General features: G+C 69.9%; 22 protein-coding genes and 1 pseudogene. 11 read left to right on the top strand and 12 right to left on the bottom strand.

The window, feature by feature from the left end; genetic code table 11:
* Positions 1–38 precede the first annotated feature (38 nt).
* A complete protein-coding gene (locus tag ACF08M_RS12720) occupies positions 39–1,280 on the top strand; it encodes an erythromycin esterase family protein (protein ID WP_392185236.1) in 1,242 nt (413 codons plus the stop codon).
* A 445-nt stretch (positions 1,281–1,725) separates the two neighbouring features.
* Here ACF08M_RS12720 and ACF08M_RS12725 read toward each other — a convergent pair whose 3' ends face one another.
* Positions 1,726–2,352 carry a YigZ family protein gene (locus ACF08M_RS12725; RefSeq protein WP_392185237.1) on the bottom strand — a complete coding sequence of 209 codons (627 nt, stop codon included), beginning with the start codon at positions 2,350–2,352 and terminating at the stop codon, positions 1,726–1,728.
* Between the two features lie 58 nt (positions 2,353–2,410).
* Between ACF08M_RS12725 and ACF08M_RS12730 the strand changes: the two genes are divergently transcribed.
* Positions 2,411–2,821 carry a CoA-binding protein gene (locus tag ACF08M_RS12730; protein ID WP_392185238.1) on the top strand — a complete coding sequence of 137 codons (411 nt, stop codon included), beginning with the start codon at positions 2,411–2,413 and terminating at the stop codon, positions 2,819–2,821.
* Between the two features lie 73 nt (positions 2,822–2,894).
* Positions 2,895–3,746 carry an aminoglycoside N(3)-acetyltransferase gene (locus tag ACF08M_RS12735; protein ID WP_392185239.1) on the top strand — a complete coding sequence of 284 codons (852 nt, stop codon included), beginning with the start codon at positions 2,895–2,897 and terminating at the stop codon, positions 3,744–3,746.
* A 9-nt stretch (positions 3,747–3,755) separates the two neighbouring features.
* Here ACF08M_RS12735 and ACF08M_RS12740 read toward each other — a convergent pair whose 3' ends face one another.
* On the bottom strand, positions 3,756–3,929 hold the full coding sequence (locus ACF08M_RS12740) for a hypothetical protein (RefSeq protein ID WP_392185310.1): 174 nt from the start codon (positions 3,927–3,929) through the stop codon (positions 3,756–3,758).
* 72 nt (positions 3,930–4,001) lie between these two features.
* Positions 4,002–4,574, bottom strand: a complete 573-nt coding sequence (locus tag ACF08M_RS12745; RefSeq protein ID WP_392185240.1) for a helix-turn-helix domain-containing protein — start codon at positions 4,572–4,574, stop codon at positions 4,002–4,004.
* A 462-nt stretch (positions 4,575–5,036) separates the two neighbouring features.
* On the opposite strand from ACF08M_RS12745, the pseudogene ACF08M_RS12750 reads away from it, so the two are divergent.
* A pseudogene (locus ACF08M_RS12750) lies at positions 5,037–5,255 on the top strand (hypothetical protein); the annotation flags it as partial.
* 38 nt (positions 5,256–5,293) lie between these two features.
* On the opposite strand, the gene ACF08M_RS12755 reads toward ACF08M_RS12750, so the two are convergent.
* Entirely contained in the window at positions 5,294–6,049 is a 756-nt protein-coding gene (locus ACF08M_RS12755; protein WP_392185241.1) for an acyltransferase, read from the bottom strand.
* Between the two features lie 181 nt (positions 6,050–6,230).
* Between ACF08M_RS12755 and ACF08M_RS12760 the strand changes: the two genes are divergently transcribed.
* Complete coding sequence (locus ACF08M_RS12760) at positions 6,231–6,761, top strand: gamma carbonic anhydrase family protein (RefSeq protein ID WP_392185242.1); 531 nt, start codon at positions 6,231–6,233, stop codon at positions 6,759–6,761.
* A 78-nt stretch (positions 6,762–6,839) separates the two neighbouring features.
* Here the strand turns inward: ACF08M_RS12760 and ACF08M_RS12765 are convergent, their stop codons facing one another.
* Positions 6,840–7,499, bottom strand: a complete 660-nt coding sequence (locus ACF08M_RS12765; RefSeq protein WP_392185307.1) for a DedA family protein — start codon at positions 7,497–7,499, stop codon at positions 6,840–6,842.
* A gap of 159 nt (positions 7,500–7,658) precedes the next feature.
* Entirely contained in the window at positions 7,659–8,096 is a 438-nt protein-coding gene (locus tag ACF08M_RS12770; protein ID WP_392185308.1) for a DUF4442 domain-containing protein, read from the bottom strand.
* Positions 8,097–8,249: 153 nt separating this feature from the next.
* Here ACF08M_RS12770 and ACF08M_RS12775 point away from each other — a divergent pair, with 153 nt between their 5' ends.
* Both ACF08M_RS12775 and ACF08M_RS12780 read left to right on the top strand, forming a co-directional pair.
* Complete coding sequence (locus ACF08M_RS12775; protein WP_392185243.1) at positions 8,250–9,311, top strand: hypothetical protein; 1,062 nt, start codon at positions 8,250–8,252, stop codon at positions 9,309–9,311.
* Positions 9,312–9,374: 63 nt separating this feature from the next.
* Positions 9,375–10,673 carry an MFS transporter gene (locus ACF08M_RS12780; RefSeq protein WP_392185244.1) on the top strand — a complete coding sequence of 433 codons (1,299 nt, stop codon included), beginning with the start codon at positions 9,375–9,377 and terminating at the stop codon, positions 10,671–10,673.
* Here ACF08M_RS12780 and ACF08M_RS12785 read toward each other — a convergent pair.
* From ACF08M_RS12785 to tuf, 3 genes are all read right to left on the bottom strand, one after another.
* Positions 10,635–11,480, bottom strand: coding sequence for a spermidine synthase (locus tag ACF08M_RS12785; protein WP_392185245.1), 846 nt, complete (start codon positions 11,478–11,480; stop codon positions 10,635–10,637). The genes ACF08M_RS12780 and ACF08M_RS12785 overlap by 39 nt on opposite strands.
* A 22-nt stretch (positions 11,481–11,502) precedes the next feature.
* The gene (locus ACF08M_RS12790) at positions 11,503–12,348 is read right to left on the bottom strand and encodes a patatin-like phospholipase family protein (RefSeq protein WP_392185246.1); all 846 of its coding nucleotides are present in this window, start codon (positions 12,346–12,348) and stop codon (positions 11,503–11,505) included.
* Positions 12,349–12,422: 74 nt separating this feature from the next.
* A complete protein-coding gene (gene tuf / locus ACF08M_RS12795; RefSeq protein ID WP_392185247.1) occupies positions 12,423–13,592 on the bottom strand; it encodes an elongation factor Tu in 1,170 nt (389 codons plus the stop codon).
* Positions 13,593–14,034: 442 nt separating this feature from the next.
* Here tuf and ACF08M_RS12800 point away from each other — a divergent pair, with 442 nt between their 5' ends.
* Both ACF08M_RS12800 and ACF08M_RS12805 read left to right on the top strand, forming a co-directional pair.
* Positions 14,035–14,745 carry a TVP38/TMEM64 family protein gene (locus ACF08M_RS12800; RefSeq protein ID WP_392185248.1) on the top strand — a complete coding sequence of 237 codons (711 nt, stop codon included), beginning with the start codon at positions 14,035–14,037 and terminating at the stop codon, positions 14,743–14,745.
* Positions 14,746–14,959: 214 nt separating this feature from the next.
* Positions 14,960–15,832 (top strand): undecaprenyl-diphosphate phosphatase, encoded by an 873-nt coding sequence (locus tag ACF08M_RS12805; RefSeq protein ID WP_392185249.1) that lies wholly within the window; start codon positions 14,960–14,962, stop codon positions 15,830–15,832.
* A gap of 776 nt (positions 15,833–16,608) precedes the next feature.
* On the opposite strand, the gene ACF08M_RS12810 is transcribed toward ACF08M_RS12805, so the two are convergent.
* From ACF08M_RS12810 to ACF08M_RS12820, 3 genes are all read right to left on the bottom strand, one after another.
* Entirely contained in the window at positions 16,609–16,749 is a 141-nt protein-coding gene (locus ACF08M_RS12810; protein WP_392185250.1) for a hypothetical protein, read from the bottom strand.
* Positions 16,750–16,759: 10 nt separating this feature from the next.
* On the bottom strand, positions 16,760–16,921 hold the full coding sequence (locus ACF08M_RS12815; protein WP_392185251.1) for a hypothetical protein: 162 nt from the start codon (positions 16,919–16,921) through the stop codon (positions 16,760–16,762).
* 586 nt (positions 16,922–17,507) lie between these two features.
* Complete coding sequence (locus tag ACF08M_RS12820; protein ID WP_392185252.1) at positions 17,508–18,017, bottom strand: helix-turn-helix domain-containing protein; 510 nt, start codon at positions 18,015–18,017, stop codon at positions 17,508–17,510.
* Between the two features lie 425 nt (positions 18,018–18,442).
* On the opposite strand from ACF08M_RS12820, the gene ACF08M_RS12825 reads away from it, so the two are divergent.
* Together ACF08M_RS12825 and ACF08M_RS12830 are read left to right on the top strand one after the other, a co-directional pair.
* Positions 18,443–18,835, top strand: coding sequence for a hypothetical protein (locus ACF08M_RS12825; protein WP_392185253.1), 393 nt, complete (start codon positions 18,443–18,445; stop codon positions 18,833–18,835).
* A 139-nt stretch (positions 18,836–18,974) separates the two neighbouring features.
* A complete protein-coding gene (locus ACF08M_RS12830) occupies positions 18,975–20,279 on the top strand; it encodes a hypothetical protein (RefSeq protein WP_392185254.1) in 1,305 nt (434 codons plus the stop codon).
* Positions 20,280–20,331 lie beyond the last annotated feature (52 nt).

Here is a 20,331-nt window from a genome sequence, read left to right on the forward strand (position 1 = left end):
AAAGTTTCAATCGAAACTTCAACGATACCGTTGAAGGCATGGCGACTGACATCACAGACACCGCCCATGCCGTCGAGGCCGCCGCCGTCATGAGGCTGCTCCCGGCCCGGCCGCGGCTGCTCGCCCTGGGCGAGCCCACCCACGCCGAGGACACGTTGCTCGAACTGCGCAACGAACTGTTCCGGCAACTTGTCGAACAGGAGGGGTACCGGACGATCGCGATCGAGAGCGACTGCATGAGGGGTCGGGTCGTGGACGACTACGTCACCTCGGGCACGGGCACCCTCGACGAGGCCATGGAGCGCGGCTTCAGCCACGAGTGGTTCAACGTGTCCGCCCCCAACCGCGAACTGGTGCGCTGGATGCGGGCGTACAACGACGGCCGGCCCGCGTCCGAGCGGGTCCGCTTCGCCGGTTTCGACGGCCCGCTGGAGATCACCCACGCCGCGAGCCCCCGGCAGGCCCTCACCGCACTCCACGGCTACCTCTCCGCCCAGGTGGGCGCGGACCTCCTCCCCTGCACCGAGGAAACACTCGACCGCCTGCTCGGCACCGACGACCGGTGGACCGATCCCGCCGCGATGATGGACCCGGCCCAGTCCGTGGGGCAGTCGGCCGAGGCCGGTCGGCTGCGGCTGCTCGCCGACGACCTGGCGGCACTGCTCGACGAGCGGACGCCACACCTGATCACGGCCACTTCGCGGGACGACTGGGACCGGGCACGCCTGTACGGGCGCACCGCGACCGGACTGCTGCGCTACCACTACTGGATGGCCGACACCTCACCGGCCCGCATGACCCGGCTGGTGGGCCTGCGGGACCAGATGATGGCCGACAACCTCCTCGCCGTCGCCGCCCGGGGCCCGGCACTCGTCCACGCCCACAACTCCCATCTCCAGCGGGAGAAGAGCACGATGCAGTTGTGGGAGGAGCCGGTGGAGTGGTGGAGCGCCGGTGCACTGGTGAGCGCCCGGCTCGGCGAGGAGTACGCCTTCCTGGCCACGGCCCTCGGCACGATCCGGCACCAGGGTGTGGACACGCCGCCGCCGGACACCGTCGAAGGACTCCTGTACGCGCTCCCGGAGGACCGCTGCGTCATCGACGCCCCGCGACTGGCCACCGCCCTCGCCGGCGCGCGCCCCGCCCCCCGCGAATCCCCCTGGTTCGGCTACGCCCCGCTCGACCCGGCCCACCTGGCGGACAGCGACGGGATCGTGTTCGTCAAGGACGTCCCGCAGAGCCAAAGGGCTGTCCCGCAATCCCTGGCGGGCGGCCGCTGATCACCGGGCACCCCCGGGCGCCGGCAGGCCGATGACCTCCCCGACGGCTTTCACCGACGGCTCCAACTGACCACCGTCACGGCGCTCTTCATCACCCTTGTCGGAGAATCCCGCGCAGCCGGGTCCGGCGAACCCGGGTGCCGGGCGTCCGCCTGGCTGACGAAGGGCGCTCCGGTGTCACGCCGGCCTGTCTCCTGGGAATCGGGGAGCCCGTGGGTCGGCGGCGCTTCCTGCGAGGGCCGGAAGCACCCGTCCCAGGCGTGCGAGCGGGGACAGGGCCATCACCACCGGGGACAGCATGAACGGCTGTTCGCGCGGGGTGAGCATCTCCGACCGCGACGATCCACGTCCGGGTGTACGTGAACAGCTGTTCGCGCGGGGTGAGCATGCTCCCGCCGGTTCACGGGGGCGGACAGCACCGGGTCCGCTGGCCGTCGTTCCCCCGTCAGGCGTCCCCATACGCCTCGCCGCCCAGCTCCAGCCGGGCCTCGCCCGCCGTCACGTCGGCCAGCCAGCCGCGGAACACCTCGACGTCGGCGTCCGGCAGCCCGATCTCGATGACGACGGCTTCCGCGTACCGGACCTCCCGCACGGTCCGCCCGGTGGCCCGGAGGTCGTTCTCCAGCTTGCCCGCGCGCTGGTGGCCGACCGTGATCGTGGCGAGGCGGAATCGCTGCCGCGTGAGGGTACCGATCTCGTCGAGGGCCTCGCCGACCACTCCCCCGTACGCCCGGATCAGGCCGCCCGCGCCGAGCTTCACACCGCCGTAGTAGCGGGTGACGACGGCGACGACGTAACGCATCTCACGGCGCGTCAGCATCTGCAGCATGGGTACGCCCGCGGTGCCGCCGGGCTCCCCGTCGTCGCTCGCCTTCTGTACGGAGGCATCGGCGCCGATCACGTAGGCGAAGCAGTTGTGGGTGGCGGTCGGGTGCTCCCTGCGGACGCGGGCGACGAAGTCCTGCGCCTCCTGCTCGGTGGCGGCGGGGGCGAGCGCGCAGATGAAGCGCGACCGGTTGATCTCGGTCTCGTGCACGCCCGCTCGGGCGACTGTCCGGTACTGCTCCTGCATCCTGCCAGCCTATGCCCCGGCCGGGAATGCTCCGGGGCCGCCGTCCGTTGTCCGGATCATGTACGCAGACGCAGAGATGATCCGCAGGATTCTCCGGGAAACGGGCGATACCTGGGCCGTCGTGGGACTGTCCGACAACCGCTCGCGCGCGGCCTACGGCGTCGCCGAGGTGCTGCAGCGCTTCGGCAAGCGCGTGGTCCCGGTACACCCGAAGGCGGAGCGGGTCCACGGCGAGGACGGCTATGCGTCGCTGGCCGACATCCCGTTCCCGGTCGATGTGGTGGATGTCTTCGTCAACAGCGATCTGGCGGGCGGCGTCGCCGACGAGGCAGTGGCGGTGGGTGCGAAGGCGGTCTGGTTCCAGCTCGGTGTGATCGACACCGAGGCGTACGACCGCACGCGGGCGGCCGGGCTCGACATGATCATGGACCGCTGCCCCGCCATCGAGATTCCGGCACTGGGCCGGTAGCCGCAGCACTCCTGTCCCCCGGCCGAATGTGCGTGGTGTCGCATGCGCCGTCCGGCTGGGAGAATGGCCCGCTGTGAGTACTACGACCGTGCCGACCGTCCGCCACGGCCGAACCGGGCTGGCCGGTCAGCTGCACGAGCTCGGGGTGGAGCGGAACGGCCTCCTCCTGGTGCATGCGTCGATGCGTGCCGTGGGTGCGGTGAGCGGCGGGGTCGGGGCGGTGGCCGCTGCCTTGCGGGACGCCCTCGGCCGCCACGGCACACTCGTCGTCCCGGCGTTCACCCCGGAGAACTCCGACACCTCTCCGCACTATCTCGACCGGGTTCGCGGTCTCACCGACCGGGCCCGGGAGGCGGTCCGTGCGAGCATGCCGCCCTTCGACCCGGCGACCTCGGCCGCGCCGTCGATGGGCCGCCTCGCGGAGGCGGTGCGGCTGACCGAGGGGGCGGCGCGCAGCGGACATCCCCAGACGTCGTTCGCAGCGCTCGGTCCGTCGGCGCGGGAACTGATGGCGCACCACCGCCCCGACTGCCATCTCGGGGAGGACTCCCCGTTGGCCCGCCTCTACGACCTGCGGGCCCAAGTGCTCCTGCTGGGCACCGGGTTCGACACCTGCACCGCGTTCCATCTCGGCGAGTACCGGGTACCGGCCCCGCCCCGCCGCAGCTATCGCTGTGTGGTGGCGGCCGGGGGCCGGCGCCGGTGGTGGGAGTACGAGGATGTCGCGCTGGACGACGGCGACTTCGCGGATCTGGGGGCGGACTTCGCCCGCTCGGACGGCGGTGCGGCGGTCCGCACCGGTCCGGTGGGTGCGTCGACGAGTCGGCTCTTCCGCCTCACCGACGCCGTCGACTTCGCGGCCCGCTGGCTGCCGTCGCACCGCGGCGGTGTGCAGGTTCGGGCTCTCTGCCGCGCGCACGGCTGAGCGGCGTCCTCAGCTCCTGACGCCCAGGCCGTCGACGATCACCGCACCCGGCAGCGCGGCCAGCGCCTTGCCCGGAACACCGCCCCAGCCTTCCGTCACGGCCGCGACGACAGGTGGAGGGAGCAGGTCGAGGCGGTTGGCCGCCGGGCCTGCGTTCTCGAACGATCCGATGGGTGCGCGCATGCGCGCCACGCCAACAGCGTCCCGAAGGCGGCCGGCCGGCATCTCACCGTACGGGTGAAGTCGGCCGACCTCTCACCGTACGGGCGGGATGGAGACGGCCATGGTGACCTCGGTGGGCCCGGAGCCGTCGTTCCGGTAGGCATGCGGGTGGTGCGCCTCGAAGGTGGCGGATCCGCCGGCGGGTACGGAGTACGAGATTCCGTCGACGACGAGGGTGAGTTCGCCCTCGGTGACGTGGAGGAGTTCGACGGTGCCTTCGGGGTGCGGGTCGGAGGTGCTGCTGTCGCCGGGCATCAGTCGCCACGACCAGAGTTCGAGCGGGCCCCTGGCCTCCGTGCCGACGAGCAGGGTGCTGGAACTGCCCGCCTCCGTGGACCACATGCGTACTGCCTGGCTCCCGGGCACCAGCCGGACCGGGGACCGCTGTTCGTAGTCGAGCAGGGTGGTGATGCTGACGCCCAGCGCGTCGGCGAGCTTGACCGCGGTGCCGACGCTCGGGTTGGTGCGGGCCTGCTCGATCTGGATGATCATGCCGCGGCTGACTCCGGCACGGGCGGCGAGTGCGTCCAGGGTGAAGCCGCGTTCCCCCCGCCAGCGCTTCAGATTGCGCGCCAGCGACTGAGTGAGCTGATCGAGGTCAGACACATTCCGTCCAATATTCTGGATGACAGGGTCGAAAATACTGCACTCCGGTGTGGTGCACCCCACCGTCCATCGCACTGTACTGCGAGGCCTGCCATGACAGCGCTGTTCGCCCTGGCCACCAGCCTGCTCCGGGGGCCGGCCGACTTCGGCGGCGGACTGCTCACCGGCGTACACCCGCGCTCACCGTGGTCGTCGTCTCGCAGACCGCCGCGGCGGTGGTGCTGGGGGCCGTCGTGTTCGCCACCGGCGGCTGGAGCTAAGGGCTGTCCCGTAATCCCTGGTGGATCAGCGCGCGGCGTCAGATGCGGTGCATCGCAAGGCGGAGGGACGTCCGCGTACTGGATGTATTCGGACGTTCCGACAACGCGGCGAGGATGGGGCCTCCCCTGCTCGAGCGCAGCCGAGAGCTTGGGGAAGTAGCTGTCGTCGTGCGCCCGCCAGGGATTACGGGACAGCCCTTAGGCGGGCCCGCAGCTCTGGTTCGCCGTCGCGGCGGGCGCCGTCGGGCCGGTCGCGATGCTGAGCTTCTACAAGGCCCTGGCGCTCGGCCCGATGGGCGTGGTTTCCCCGCTCGGATCGCTGGGTGTCGCCGTGCCGGTGAGCATCGGGATCGTCGTCGGGGAGCGACCGGGGCTGCCGCAGTGCGCCGGGGTCGTCGTGGCCGCGGTGGGCACGGTGTTGCTCGCGACCGGCTGAGGGTCCGCCCCCCACCACCGCCCTCAGTCGCCGGACCGGCCCGTGGACTCGTCCGGTTCCGCCAGGGACAGCAATTGCTCGGGGGTGACGCCCGACGGGATCGGTACCGGAGCGGGGGTACGCAGCGGAGGCTGCCAGCCCTTCTCCGCATCCCAGCTGCGTACGACACGAGCGGGAGCACCGGCCACCACCGCGTGATCGGGCACCTCCCCCCGTACGACCGCGCCTGCCGCGACCACCACGTTGCGCCCCAGCGTGGCCCCCGGCAGAATCACCGCCCCGGTGCCGATCCAGCACCCCGGCCCGATGGCGACCGGCTGCATGCGCGGCCACTGCCTGCCGACCGGCTCGTGCGGATCGTCGTAACTGTGGTTCGTGGACGTGATGTACACATACGGTCCGCAGTACGTGTCCGAGCCGATGGTCACCTTGGTGTCGGCGACGACATGGCTGCCGCGGCCGAGCACCACCCCGTCCCCCAGGGTCAGGATCGACTCGGGTCCGAGGTCCAGGTCGGGCATGAGTCCGGCGGTCAGCGTGACCTGTTCACCGATCACGCAGTGGGCACCGAGCTCGATCCACGGCTCTCCGAAGACCGTGCCCTGAGGGAAGGCCAGCCGGGTGCCCGTGCCGATCCGGCCGAACCGCAGCCCGCCGGGATGTTCCGCGGTGACCGCACCCGACTCCTGCACCCAGCGCCAGCCTTGGTGGACCGCCCGGGACAGGGCGCGCCGCCGCCAGGCGGCGAGGGAGGAGAACGTGTTCCTGTTCTTGGGCACTCGCACACGGTAGTCGGCGGCGCCCGGCGCGATCACCGCGGCAACCTGTGATGTTCACCCCACTCGACGGGAGTCCGCCGTCCTTCGCATACCGTTCCCCCCGGCGATCGAACGGCGACGGACGAGCCGTGACGATCGAACGACCGCGACCGCACCACACCTGAGCACGGAGGAACGGGCGATGGCAGAACAGGCGTTGATCACGGGAATCGACGGCAAGGAGCCGGACATCGATACGGAGGCCTTCACCGCACCGACATCGGTCGTGATCGGCGAGGTCACGATGGCGGCGGGTTCCAGCGCCTGGTACCACGCCGTGCTGCGTGCCGACTGCGGTCCCATCGTCATCGGCGCCGACAGCAACATCCAGGACAACTGCAGCGTGCATGTCGACCCCGGGTTTCCGGTCACGGTCGGCGAGCGCGTCTCGGTCGGGCACAACGCCGTGCTCCACGGCTGCACCGTCGAGGACGACGTCCTGGTCGGCATGGGGGCCACTGTCCTCAACGGTGCCCGCATCGGCGCCGGTTCACTGGTCGCGGCGCAGGCGCTGGTCCCGCAGGGGATGCAGGTACCCCCGGGATCGCTCGTCGCCGGTGTCCCCGCCAAGGTCAAGCGGCAGCTGACCGAGGAGGAGCTCGAAGGCATCAAGTTCAACGCGGCGGGCTACATGGATCTGGCCAAGGCGCACCGCCAGGTGCACCGGAGCTGAACGGAACGGAGCCGAGGGGCGCGGCGGGCGGTCGTCCAGACCCGCCCCGCCGCCCCCGCCGCCCGGCTCTCTGCCGAGTCAGTCCGCGGCCGGCACGGTCCCCGCTTCGGGCGTGGAGACGGCCGATGTCCGTGCCGCCGCCTTCTTGGCCCGGTTCTTCAGGATCAGCATCGAGGTCAGACCGATCAGCACCGCGGCCACGAGGCCGAGGTAGGAGAACCGCTTGAGCCAGGACTCGGCCACGACACCCATCGAGTAGATGACGGCCGTGGTGCCGCCGGCCCAGACGATGCCGCCGAGCACGTTGGCGATCAGGAACTTCCAGTAGGGCATGTGCAGTACGCCGGCCAGCGGGCCCGCGAAGATCCGCAGCAGTGCGACGAAACGGCCGAAGAACACCGCCCACATCCCCCACTTGTGGAACGACCGCTCCGCCGTGGCGATCTGGCTCTCGCCGAAGTGCCTGGGGAACTTCCCGCCGAGCCGGGCGAGAAGCGGCCGTCCGCCCTTGCGCCCGATGGCGTATCCGATCGAGTCACCGATGACCGCACCGACCGATGCGCAGGCACCGAGGACCCAGGGGTTGATTCCGTCGTGTCCGACGGCCATGAGCGCCGCGCTGATCAGGACGATCTCGCCCGGCAGCGGAATGCCGAGGCTCTCCAGTCCGATGACGACGCCCACCAGGGCGTACACGCTGACCGCGGGGACGGTCTCCAGCCACTCCTGGATGTGCAACGCCGGTTCCTCCCGTAACTGATGTCCCATTGCCCGCCGGTCAACTCCCCGGCGCACCGCGGGAATGCTACCTGGCCCGTCCTCCGCCCGGACAGTGCGAAGGGCCGCCACGACCCTCCTGCCGGGGTGCGTGGCGGCCTTTCGGGGAACCGTGCCGGATCAGGTGTGGGGACGCAGCGTCCAGACGACCGTCATCTCACCGGTCACCGCGCCGTCCGCGCGCCGGATCTCGATGGCCACGGGGAACTCGGGGCGCTTGCCCTCGTCCAGTTCGGCGACGACATCGGCCACCGGGCGGGCGAGGGTCGCCGTCGCCGTGACGACTCCCTTGGCCAGCTTCTTGTAGCCGATCTCCGCCTTCACCGCCAGCGGGACGGCGCGCGACATCTGGTCGCCGAAGGCGGCGATGACGATGGCGCCGCTCGCGGACTCCGCGAGCGTGAACATCGCACCGGCGTGGGGTCCGCCGACGTGGTTGTGGTAGTCGGCCTGGTCCGGCAGACGGACCACCGCGCGCTCGGCGGTCGTCTCCAGGAACTCGAGATTGAGGGTTCGGGCCATCGGGACCGTCGCGACGAGCATCTCGCCGACGGTCATCTGTTCAGCGCTCATGATCAGATGTTACTTACGAGTAGAACTCTTTGGCCATCCCCGGATCCCGTGCGCCCGGTTGCCCTGTCGCTTCCTTCGCCGCCCGCTCACGGGGGCGGGCGTAGCCGACCGGCCACCGCCCCTCTATGGTTACTCGCCATGTGGCCAGGACAGCAGCCGCCCGGGGGCGAGCAAAACCCGCAGGACCAGAATCAGAACCCGTATCAGCAGCCGGGGTACCAGCAGCCGAACCCCTATCAGCAGCCGGGATATCAGCAGCAGGGACAGCCCGGGCAGCAGCCGGGTTACCCGCAGCAGGGCCAGCAGCCCGGATACCCGCAGCCGAACCCGTACCAGCAGCCGACCGTGTCGCAGTACGCGGTCCCCGGTCCGGCCGGGGGTCCGCAGCCCGACGGCGGCAAGAAGAAGACCACCGCCGTCGCCATCGTCGCGGCCACCGCTGTCGTCGTGGCCGCCGTGGTGACCGGTGTCGTCGTGATGAACAAGGACGGCGGCAAGGGCAAGGACGTCGCCGACGACAAGAACTCCTCGGCGCCCGCCGAGCCGTCCGTGTCCTCGTCCGAGGCGAACCCGCGCGGCGTCGGCGGGGACGCCAAGCCCCTGATCGCGGGCTGGAAGGTCGTCACCAATCCGAAGTGGGGCACGCAGTTCGACGTGCCCGGCGACTGGGAGGTCGGCGCCCCCGGCTCGCCCTCGTACTTCGAGGACAAGAAGAAGGGGGATCACTCGCCCCTCATCGGCTTCTCCGCGCCGTCGTTCTACCAGAAGAAGTGGTGCGTGGCAGACCCCGACAAGGACGGCGTCTCGGAGGACATCAGCCTCGCCAGCGCCGGCACCAGGGGCGCCGAGGGCGCCACCGACGCCGCCAAGAACGCCCACAGCGAGGCAGGGACCTGGGCGTGGGCCGCGTACGCGCAGCACATGCCGCAGAGCACCATCAAGTTCACGCCGGCCGAGCAGTACACCACCCAGTCGGGTCTGACCGGCCAGGTCGTCACGGCCACCGCTCCCGATGTGACGAAGCGGACGAAGTGCGACAGCGACGGCAAGACGATCGCCTTCACCTTCAAGAACAAGAAGGGCGAGTTCGCGTCCTGGGTCCTGTACGCAGCCGACAACGTCAAGGACGAACTTCCCGACACGACGATCCGGAAGATTCTGAGCACCGTGCGGCTGGTGGATGTCGCCGCGTCCGACTGACCCTCTTCGCCGCCTCCGGGAAAACAGTTGGCAGGGCCCGGCCGCGGCGGCGATAGTCCTCTGGTGACTGCCGCTCCCGCTTCCCCCTTACGCCGCCCCGGCCGCAACTATCGTCTGCTGACCGCCGCCGCGGTCATCACGGGGCTGGGCACCCATGGCGCGCTGATCGCGGCCGCGTTCGCGGTTCTGGACGCGGGTGGTGACGGCGGCGACGTCGGCCTGGTCGCCGCCGCCAGGACCGCACCGCTGGTGCTCTTCCTGCTGATCGGCGGGGCGGTCGCGGACCGGCTGCCGCGTCACCGGGTGATGGTCGCCGCGAACGCCCTCAACTGCGTCTCGCAGGCCGCCTTCGCCTGGCTGGTCCTGGCCGGCGATCCGAAGCTGTGGCAGATGATGCTGCTCACCGCGCTGTGCGGCACGGGGCAGGCGTTCTTCGGCCCGGCGGCCGAGGGCATGCTGATGTCGAGCGTCAGCCGTGAGCAGGCGAGCCGCGCCTTCGCTCTCTTCCGCATGGCCACGCAGGGCGCGACGATCGGCGGCGCGGCGCTCGGCGGCGCCATGATCGCCGCGATGGACCCGGGCTGGGTGCTGGCCATCGATGCGGCGTCCTTCGCGTTGGCGGGTGCGCTGCGCGCTTTCCTGGACGTCAGCCACATCCCCTCGCGCGCGCCGGGCGGCGGTCTGCTCGCCGATCTGCGGGACGGCTGGCAGGAGTTCATCGGCCGCCCCTGGCTGTGGAGCATCGTGGCGCAGTTCTCGGTGGTGGTCGCCGCGGTGGGGGCCGCCGAGTCGGTGTACGGGCCGCTGGTCGCCCGCGACGAACTCGGGGGCGCCCGCCCCTGGGGCTTCGCGCTCGCCGCGTTCGGGGTCGGCACACTGGGCGGGGCGTTCCTGATGACCCGCTGGAAGCCCCGGCGGATGCTGCTGGCCGGAACCCTCTGCGTCTTCCCGCTGGCCCTGCCGTCGGCGGGGCTCGCGGTGCCGTTGCCGGTGGCGGGGCTCTGCGGGGTGATGTTCGTCAGCGGCGTCGCCATCGAGGTGTTCGGGGTCTCGTGGATGACGGCCATGCATCAGGAGATCCCGGAGGAGAAGCTGTCGCGCGTCTCGGCATACGACTGGTTCGGCTCGGTGGCGATGATGCCGGTCGCCACCGCCCTCGCCGGTCCGGTGGAGGCCCTGGTCGGGCGCGGTGAGGCCCTGTGGGGCTGCGCTGCGCTGATCGTGGTGGTCACCGGCGCCGTGCTGTTCGTCCCCGAGGTCCGCAGTCTGACCCGCGCCACCGCCACCACCGAGGTGGTGGCGGCCGAGGGGCCGAAGCCGGTCTCAGCCGATGCCGAAGGCTCCGTCGGGCGGCTCGGGTGAGGCGACCGCCTCGCCGTCCCCGACCGGCCGGGCGGCTCCGACGAGCCGGTCCAGCGCGGGGCCGTACTCGACCCTGGCGGGGAAGGCGTCGGCCGCGCAGCGACGGGTCAGTGCCGTGGTGTCGACGGGGTTCCGGGACGCGACGAGGACGACGTTGCCGAAGCGCCGGCCGCGCAGCACCGCCGGTTCGGCGATCAGGGCGATCTCCTCGAAGACGGCGGCGAAGGTGGCCAGTTGGGAGCGGAGGAAGCCGAAGGGCGCGCCGTCGGCGAGGTTGGCGGCGTAGACTCCGCCGTCGCGCAGCGCCCGGTGGGCGGCCCTCGCGTACTCCACGGTGGTGAGGTGGGCGGGCACCCGCGAGCCGCCGAAGACATCCGCGATCAGGAGGTCGACGGAACCGGGCCGGGTCCCTTCCAGCCTGTCGCGGGCGTCCACGCCGTGCACGGTGATCCCGCTGCCGTCGGGGACCGGCAGATGCTCGGCGACCAGCGCCAGGAGCCCGAGGTCGGCCTCGGCGACGTCCTGCCGGGAGCCGGGCCTGGTCGCGGCGACATAGCGGGGCAGGGTGAGCGCACCGCCCCCGAGGTGGAGTACGTCCAGGGGGGCGCCCGGTGCCGCCGCGCAGTCCACGACGTGGGCGAGCCGTCGCACGTACTCGAATTCGAGGTGGTCCGGCGCGTCGAGGTCGACGTACGACTGCGGCGCGCCGTCGACGGTGAGCAGCCAGGCCCTGTCCCGGTCCACATCGGGCAGGAGTCTGGCGGTGCCCTGGTCCACGTCCCGGATGACGGGTATCGGCTCGTTCACTCCCCCATTGTGGGGTGCCGGATCAGCTGCTCACGACCGCGGCGACGGCTTCGGTGTGCGATGCCGCCTGGGCGAGCCCGGCACGGGCCGCCGCGGCCCGGTGGCCCGGGTCGAGGGGGTTGCGGCCGAACGCCTTCCTCGCCGCCGCGTCCGGGGTGATGACCTCGACGCGCGCGCCCTGCGCGACGAGCTCGGCCGCCTGTGAGCGCGGCGAGGCGATGGCCTTGTTGCCACTGGCCGTCGGAGCGATGACGACGACGCGCCGGTGGCCCGCGGCGAGATGGGCGTTGGCCGGGGAGTGCACCCCGCCGTCGATCCAGGACCGTCCCCCGACGGTGGCGACCGGCCAGACGGCCGGTACGGCACAGCTCGCCGTGACGGCGTCGACGAGGGGCACTTCGCTCTCCCTGTCGAACGTGTGGAGTTCGCCGGTGGCCGCGTCGACTGCGGTGATGCGCAGGGGGCGTTCGGGCCAGTCCACCGACGGGAGACGCCCGGCGATCGCTGCACGCCGTTCGTCCGCCGTGATGCCGAGGCGGGCGCCCTGCGCGATTCGGGCCAGCTTCCGGCCGTATGCCTCGGGGGTCCGGGCGGACAGTACGGCCCCCGCGTAGCGCAGTACGGTCAGCGCGCCGAGCCTGCCGCCGGTCATGTCCCGCGGATCGGCGAGCTGGAGTTCGTACAGTTCCAGAAGGCCGAGCAGTCCTGAGGCCAGCTGCGCGCCGACCACCGCGCCCGCCGAGCTGCCGATGATCAGGTCGTCGCCGGCGATGCCTGTCCCCGCCTGCGCGAACCCGTACAGAATTCCCGTTTCCCAGGCACCGCCCGTGACGCCGCCTGCACCGAGCACCCACGCTGTTCCTGTCATGCCGTCAGTCTTGCCTACGGCACGGGGCCCGCCTCCCGTGGGGTACGGGAGGCGGGCCCTCGGCACGACAGGGCTCAGAGCAGCCCGGTGACGGTGCCCGCGCCGACGGTGCGGCCACCCTCACGGATCGCGAAGCCGAGTCCGGTCTCCAACGGGACGTCACGGCCCAGCTCGACGGTCAGGTCGACCGTGTCGCCGGGTCGCGCCACCGCTACCGCGCCGAGGTCGACATCGCCGACGACGTCCGCGGTGCGGATGTAGAACTGCGGCCGGTAGCCGGTGGTGACCGGGGTGGTCCGGCCGCCCTCCCGTGCCGACAGGACGTACACGTGCGCGGTGAAGCGGCGGCTCGGCGTCACGCTTCCGGGCGCCGCGACCACATGGCCGCGGCGGACCCGGTCGCGCTCCACCCCGCGCAGCAGCAGCGCCACGTTGTCACCGGCCTCCGCGGACTCCATCGGCTTCCCGAAGGTCTCCAGGCCGATGACGACCGTCTCGATGTCCGGGCCCAGCACCGACACCCGGTCGCCGGTCCGGACGGTGCCGCGCTCGACGGCTCCGGTGACGACGGTGCCCCGGCCGGTGATGGTCAGGACGTTCTCCACCGACAGCAGGAACGGCGCCTCGGTGTAGCGGACCGGCATGGGTACGTACGTGTCGACGGCGTCCAGCAGCGCCTCGACGGCCGCGGTCCAGCGCGGGTCGCCCTCCAGGGCCTTGAGGCCCGACACGCGTACGACGGGGACGCAGTCACCGCCGTAGCCGTGCGCGGAGAGCAGCTCGCGGACCTCCAGCTCGACCAGGTCGGTCAGCTCGGGGTCGCCCGCGTCGGCCTTGTTGAGGGCGACGACGATGTGGTCGACGCCCACTTGGCGGGCGAGCAGGACATGTTCGGCGGTCTGCGGCATGATCCCGTCGAGCGCGGAGACGACAAGGATCGCCCCGTCGAGCTGGGCGGCACCGGTGACCATGTTCTTGATGTAGTCGGCGTGGCCCGGCATGTCGACATGGGCGTAGTGACGGGTGTCGGTCTCGTACTCGACGTGCGCGATGTTGATGGTGATGCCGCGCCGTGTCTCCTCCGGCGCCCGGTCGATCCGGTCGAACGGGACGAACGTGCCGGTTCCGCGGTCGCTGAGGACCTTGGTGATGGCGGCGGTCAGGGTGGTCTTGCCGTGGTCGACGTGGCCCATGGTGCCGATGTTGAGGTGCGGCTTGGTGCGCACATATGCCGTCTTGGGCATGGCTCATTCCTTGGAATTCGAAGCTGAGAGAGAAGACCCCAGGGCCCCGCCGACCCTCCCCTTACGGGGTCCGCCGGACTGTCGGGGGAGGGTCAGCTTCGGGCGCCGCCGATGGGCGCCGAGGCAGCGGTGAACGCTGCGGCGGCGACTGCCGCTGCGGTGACGGGGTTCACGGCAGCCTTCGGCGCGTCCGCGACTGCGGACCTCGCTGCGAGAAAGGCGTACCGGAACATGGGTCCGAGCATGGCCGAGGAACGTGGTGGCGTCGAATGGTTTTCCGGCGGACATCGCAGACGTGAGACGCGAGTTCGCCGTCCGTTCGTCGACGGAGGCGTTTCGTCCGGTGCGGGGTGGGGAGCGGGCACGTAAGCCGTACGGGGCACCCGTCCCCGTACCGACCGCGCTACGGCGATCACGCACGGACGTCGGTTACTCTCCCCGCATGCTCGACCCCGTCCCCGGCGCCCGGCCCGCCACCGGCCTCGCCGCGCGCTGCGCGAGGGCGCTGCTCTCGCCCTGGTCCCGGTTCTCGCTGCTCGTAGTGGTGCTGCTGGCCGCCGCGGCGACGATGCTGCTCCTGGAACCCCAGCGGCTGCTCGCCGCCGACTGGCCCGCCCGGCTGAGCGGGGGCACCGCGGTCGTGCTGTTCGGTGTCGTGTACGGCGTGTGCACCGTGGCCTTCGCGCCGCGGCCACTGCTCAATGTCGCCGCGGGAGCACTCTTCGGTTCCCAGGCGGGGCTGGCCGCGGCGCTGGCGGGCACGGTCCTCGGCGCGGGTATCTCGTTCGGGCTGGGCCGGGCGCTCGGGCAGGACGCGCTCCGTACGCTGCTGCGCGGACGCTGGCTCAGGGCGGCGGACGGTCAGCTGAGCCGGCACGGATTCCGCTCGATGCTGGCGCTGCGGCTCTTCCCCGGTGTGCCGTTCGCGGCGGCCAACTACTGCGCGGCGGTCTCGCGCATGGGGTATCCGCCGTTCCTGGCCGCCACCGGGCTCGGCTCGATCCCGAACACCGCCGCGTACGTCGTCGCGGGCAGCGAGGCCTCGTCACCGACGTCGCCCGCGTTTCTGGCGGCGATGGGCTTCATCGTGCTCACCGGGATCGGGGCGGCCGTCGTCGCCTGGCGCAAGCGCCACCGCCTGCCCGCCGAGTGATCCGGTACGCGGCGGAGCGGACGGCCGGGGCGGTGGTCGGGCGTGGGGGTACGCGTAGAGCCGTTCACCTGAGGGCGATACCCTGCCCGCGACCGACCGAAGATCTCCGGGCTCGGCATGGCCCTGCCCTCATTCGACCGCAAATCCGCACATTGCCGACGGCGTTCACGGCCGTCGGCCGATGCACGATCACCTCCGGGATGGCCAAAGCCCCATGAGCTGGTTCGAATCGTTCGTCCTGGGCCTCGTTCAGGGACTGACCGAGTTCCTGCCGATCTCCTCCAGCGCGCATCTGCGGCTCACCGCAGCGTTCGCCGGCTGGCACGACCCTGGTGCGGCGTTCACCGCCATCACCCAGATCGGCACGGAGGCGGCCGTCCTCATCTACTTCCGCAAGGACATCGTCCGGATCGTCTCGGCCTGGTTCCGTTCGCTGGCCGACCGGTCGATGCGCAGCGACCACGACGCCCAGATGGGCTGGCTGGTCATCGTCGGGTCCATCCCCATCGGCGTGCTCGGCGTGACGCTCAAGGACCAGATCGAGGGACCTTTCCGCGATCTGCGGCTGATCGCCACCACGCTGATCGTCATGGGCGTCGTCCTCGGCTTCGCCGACCGCCTCGCGGCCCGCGACGAGGCGGGGGGAAGGCACCGGGCCAGCAAGGAGCGCAAGACGCTCAAGGAGCTCGGTGTCAAGGACGGCCTCATCTTCGGTTTCTGCCAGGCCATGGCCCTGATCCCGGGCGTCTCCCGCTCCGGTGCCACCATCAGCGGCGGTCTGCTGATGGGGTACACCCGCGAGGCGGCGGCCCGTTACTCCTTCCTGCTGGCGGTCCCGGCGGTGCTGGCCTCGGGTGTCTTCGAGCTGAAGGACGCGGGTGAGGGACATGTGTCGTGGGGGCCGACGATCTTCGCGACGTTCATCGCCTTCGGCGTGGGATACGTCGTCATCGCCTGGTTCATGAAGTTCATTTCCAGCAAGAGCTTCATGCCGTTCGTCATCTACCGGGTACTGCTCGGCGTGCTGCTGTTCGCCCTGGTCACAGCCGGTGTGCTGAGCCCGCACGCGGGTGAGTCTGCGGGTTGATCGAGGTTCTCCGAGCGGCAGATACCCACCTCCGAACTAGAGATTTCTAGAGGCGATTCGAGCTCTTCCGACATGATCAACTCCCATCTGCCTCCCATTTGATCTCCCAAATGACCGAGCAGGGCGAGGCCGCCACCTGGAGGGGTGGACCGCGGCCTCGCCCTGCTCGGTCCACGGAATGAGTGGCCAGGGCTCGCCCTGACCGCGCTGGCCACGCCTCACCGTTCTGCGGTCGAGCGATTCCACGCGGTGGCAGTCGTATTCGCAGCGCTGCCGTTCCGCGGTCGCCCTGTCAGCCGCGATGTCCTGGTTGCCATCGCACAGTTCGTGCTCCTCGAACTGGCATTCTGGCGCCGAGCAGATCCAGGTCGACTCGGTCATGATGCGGCGTCGAGCCTTATGGGCGCGAAGCCGTGCGCCCGTTCTTTTGCTGGTCTGTCATGCGTGCGAGGTATTCGCAACGTGATCACGGAGAGTTATCGCGTCGGGGACCTTCGGGTGCGCTGCGGCGAGGCGGGTCAGTTCGCGGACATGATGTGCCACGCGCCGGGAGTGGAGTGTCCAGTCCTTCGGCAGTATGTGACATTGATGACGGCTGAGCCTGTCCGAGCACGTCTTTCCATTTCCACCCTCCTAGCGGCGCACAAGGCCGCCTGGGCAGGCACTCCGAGGTCGCCAGCTCTGAGGCAATCACCTGGCTCTACTGCAGCTTCAGGCCCCTCAAGGCGTGGAAGCGTGCGCTTGGCTCGGGCTGGTCGCTCGGAAAGGGCGCAGGGTCAGTCCTCATCGAAGGGCAGCGTCGGCGCATCGTCGCCGGGGTCTCCGTTGTCGTAGACGGCTTCGGTGGCGACTCTGTCATATGCGTCGGCGAGGTCTGCGCCACTCGCCCCGAGGATGCGCTCCCAGTCTGTTCCCATGGCTGCGATTCTATCCGTGCTCCTGGAGGAGCTTGGCGATGTGGACGTTGATCTCGTCGTCCCGAGCCGAGATCGCAGCTTCGTCTTCAGGGACGATGCGCCGCGTGGGCGATGTCGGCAGGGCCCTCACTACGGGAGGCGTGGCGAGCATGCTCTCGACTATGGCCGTCATCGTCTGTACGAGGACCAACAGGAACAAAACCTGTGTCGAGGTGTACTGGTCGATGTAGCCCCGGGTGGTCCCGCCAGTCGAGCCAGTCCGGGCGGAGGCCTTCGCGTTCGTGCCGGTGGGCCGGCCCAGCAGGATCGTTGGGCCGGTGTCTCAGCGCCTCGACAGCACGGTGTGATCAGCCACTGCTCGTGCCGAGCACGTCAAGCTACGACCATGCGGCGCACGCCGAGTACGAGACTTCGTCGTCGGTACGGCGGATTCGCGGGCGGAGTTGCTGAAGCTCTTCCGGCGTGAGGCCGAGCGCCGGGCTCCGGGTAAGTCGCAGTCCACCGTAACCGGTTGCCGCGATGTTGACCGCGGCGAGATACCGCTGACCTGCGCGCCGTGCGTGGACTACAGGCGGGTCGCGCTGGCAGCGGCTTCGATGACGGCTGACGCCCGTGAGCGCCAGCGGTGATCATGTAGCGGCCGTATAGATACCAACTCGGAACGAACGGCGCTAGATCACGCGGGTCGGCCGACTGCAGGGGACTGAAACGGTGAACGTCTACGGATCAGGAGTCCAACCCTGCCGCCCGCAACAGCGTCATGTGTCTGAGTCTGTGACTTCGTCGGCCAACTTGTCGCGAACGGAGCGCACCCGGGCGTCAACGGCCGCTTTGGTCTCAGGGTCGAGCTCGTAGTCGCCGGCGTTGTCCGGGTCGACGTCCAGCGCGTGGGAGCGGAAGGCCTCCCGCTCGGCAGAGAGCTGCTGGATGGTCTGGGTGATCTGGAGGATCTTCTGCCGCTGCTTTTCCCATTCCTGCTCGGCCAGGGCGAGCTCGGCGAGCTGATTCTGGATCTCCGCTTCGTTCTCGCGGGCGTAGTTGTCGCTCACCAGCGTGATCAGAGGGACCCCGAGAGCCTCGGCCGCGGTGACCGCTTCGTCGAGTCTGACCGCTCGGGTCTGCTGCTCGATGCGCGTAATGGCGGTGGAGTCGACATTCGAACCGAGCAGCGCGGCCATACGGCGCGCGAGCTCTGCCTGGCTGATGCCGAGGCGTTCGCGTTCTTGACGAAGTCGGCGGGCGAAAAGGTCTCCGGGCAGTGGGTTCATGACGGTTCGGCACTTCCTGGTCAAGATCGCGATCGACGGGGTGCGCGGGGGTGGCCTGCCTCGAAATCGAGCAGGCCGGCGTCGTAAGTAGTGCTGGAGCAGCACATTACACATCTCGCACTGCGGATTCCACAGGCCGCCATCGCATTCCTGCGGCCGTACGCCGCGGCGTCGATTCGCCTCGTTTTCGAGTCTCTTTCAACCCCTTACCGATAGACCTTTCACATGACTCTTTGATTGACTAGTCGAATGGGGTAGATTACCCATTGCAGATGTGCACGTATACGAGCCAGCGGGGGAGTCGACAGCGTGCCACCGATCACTCCAGCTTCCATCACTGCCTGCACGGGTGGGCGGGCTGCGCTTGTTGCCTTGTGACTCACTGTCATGTCATCGAATGATTCGAAAGGCGAGAGGAAAGAACCATGACGAAGATCTACGAGGCAGCCGCCCTCGGGCAGGCATCGCTGCCGAGCGCGGCCTGGGACCTGACGAGCTTCCTGACGAATGCCAAGTCCCAGATCCAGCTCTGGGGCGGTCTCATCCTGATGCTGCTCGGCGCTGTCGGCCTGGTCTGGGGCGGCGTGCTCCTGATCAAGAAGCTGATGGCCAACCCGCAGTCCGCCGGCCATCAGTCGGGCTGGGGAACGATCGCCCTCCTCATCCTCGTCGGCGGTGCCCTGGGCACCGGCGGATGGCAGCTGATCTCGACGATCGGCTCCGGCGGCCAGCAGACCATCACGGACCTCGGCGGCGGCACGGTGATCGTCCAGACCGTCGATCAGGCCGGCGGGTTCCTGACCGGCCCCTCCAAGTAAGAGGCCGTCACAAACCGCGCACACGACCGGGGACAGAGGCGTCGAGCGAACCGGGTCGGTTGGGGTGCAAGGCCTCCACCGGCCCGGTTCGCCGTATCCGGGCCCGCGCAGCACAGCCCAGGGACGAAAGAGAGCAGACATGGGGATCAAGGACAAGGCACTGGCCATCAGCAGGCGCTTCAAGCTCGACTCACACCACGCGATCGAGCGCTTCGGGGTGTTCTTCGGCATCTTCGCGGTCACGGGCGCGATCGTGATCAGCGCGTCGGGGGCCTCCGCGTACCAGGCGGGGCGCGACTCGCTGTCGCAGACGGCGCTGTACACCAAGGACTTCAAGACGTCGAAGACGAACCTCGACGGCACCGTCGACGGGGTCTTCACCAACAAGAGCGGCAACAGGGCGCTCGTGATGATGCACTTCGGACCGACCTCCCAGATCTCGTACAACGCCGCGGACTACAGGGCGTTCCTGCTCGGGTCGGACACTTCGCTGAACAGCGAGCCGGTCAGCACCAGCGGGATCAAGGGCTCCTTCCACGCGTTCGGCTCGACCGGCTACGTCGGGGTCCTCCTGACCGCCGACCGGCCCTTCGACCGCCAGGTGCTGAACCTGACGGTCCGGGCGAACGTCGAGCTCGCCGCGCCCGGAGCGGAGCAGGCGCAGGGCACCGGCAAGCTGGCCGGCGACGAGACGTTCACCAAGTACGACCAGTGGCGCGTCTTCTTCAACCCCGGGGCGTCCGGGGTCCAGAAGATCGCGGCGCTCGACGCCCTGACCTTCGACCCGGCTCAGGCCTACTACGAGGTCGCGCTCAAGGGGAAGGAGGCCGAGGCCCGGGCCGCCCTGGACCAGAAGCTCGTCGAGATGCGCGCGAACCTGACGCAGATTCAGTCGTACACCTCCGACCTGCAGACGACGAAGATCGACGGCCTGTTCCTGCGCCCGCCCACCGTCCCGGCCTCGATCGCCACCGACAAGATCACGGGCGTCACCGCGGCCGAGGCCAAGGACGGCGTCTCGACGCTGGCGCTGCAGACCAAGCACGTCGTCCCGGGCGGCTTCGACCTCAACTGGCGCGCAGGCAACGTCTACAGCGGCTACCTCGACGCGCTCGTGCCGGCCGGTCAGAGCTATGCCCAGTTCTTCACCAAGAAGCGCGCCGAGGGCTCGGACCCGACGACCCAGCAGATCTCGGACATGCAGTGGATCCTCTCGGACGGCACCAGCCTCACCAAGGACTACCAGTCCTCCGACGTGACGATGCGCCCGCTCATGAACATCATGAACAACCTTTCACAGGCGTATCAGAACTACTCCCGAAACAAGTCGCAGTACGAGTCGGACCTGTCGCTCGACCTACTCCGACTGGACGTGAGCCTGCGGGACGTGCAGTCCAACAGCACCATCCGCGACGACAAGGACTTCCTCACCGCTCTCCACTGAGTGCGGCGAGGAATGACGCATCCCGCTACCTGGCATTGGGCCGGAAAGGAAA

The sequence above is a fragment of the Streptomyces sp. NPDC015032 genome (assembly GCF_043080425.1).
Classification (GTDB): domain Bacteria; phylum Actinomycetota; class Actinomycetes; order Streptomycetales; family Streptomycetaceae; genus Streptomyces.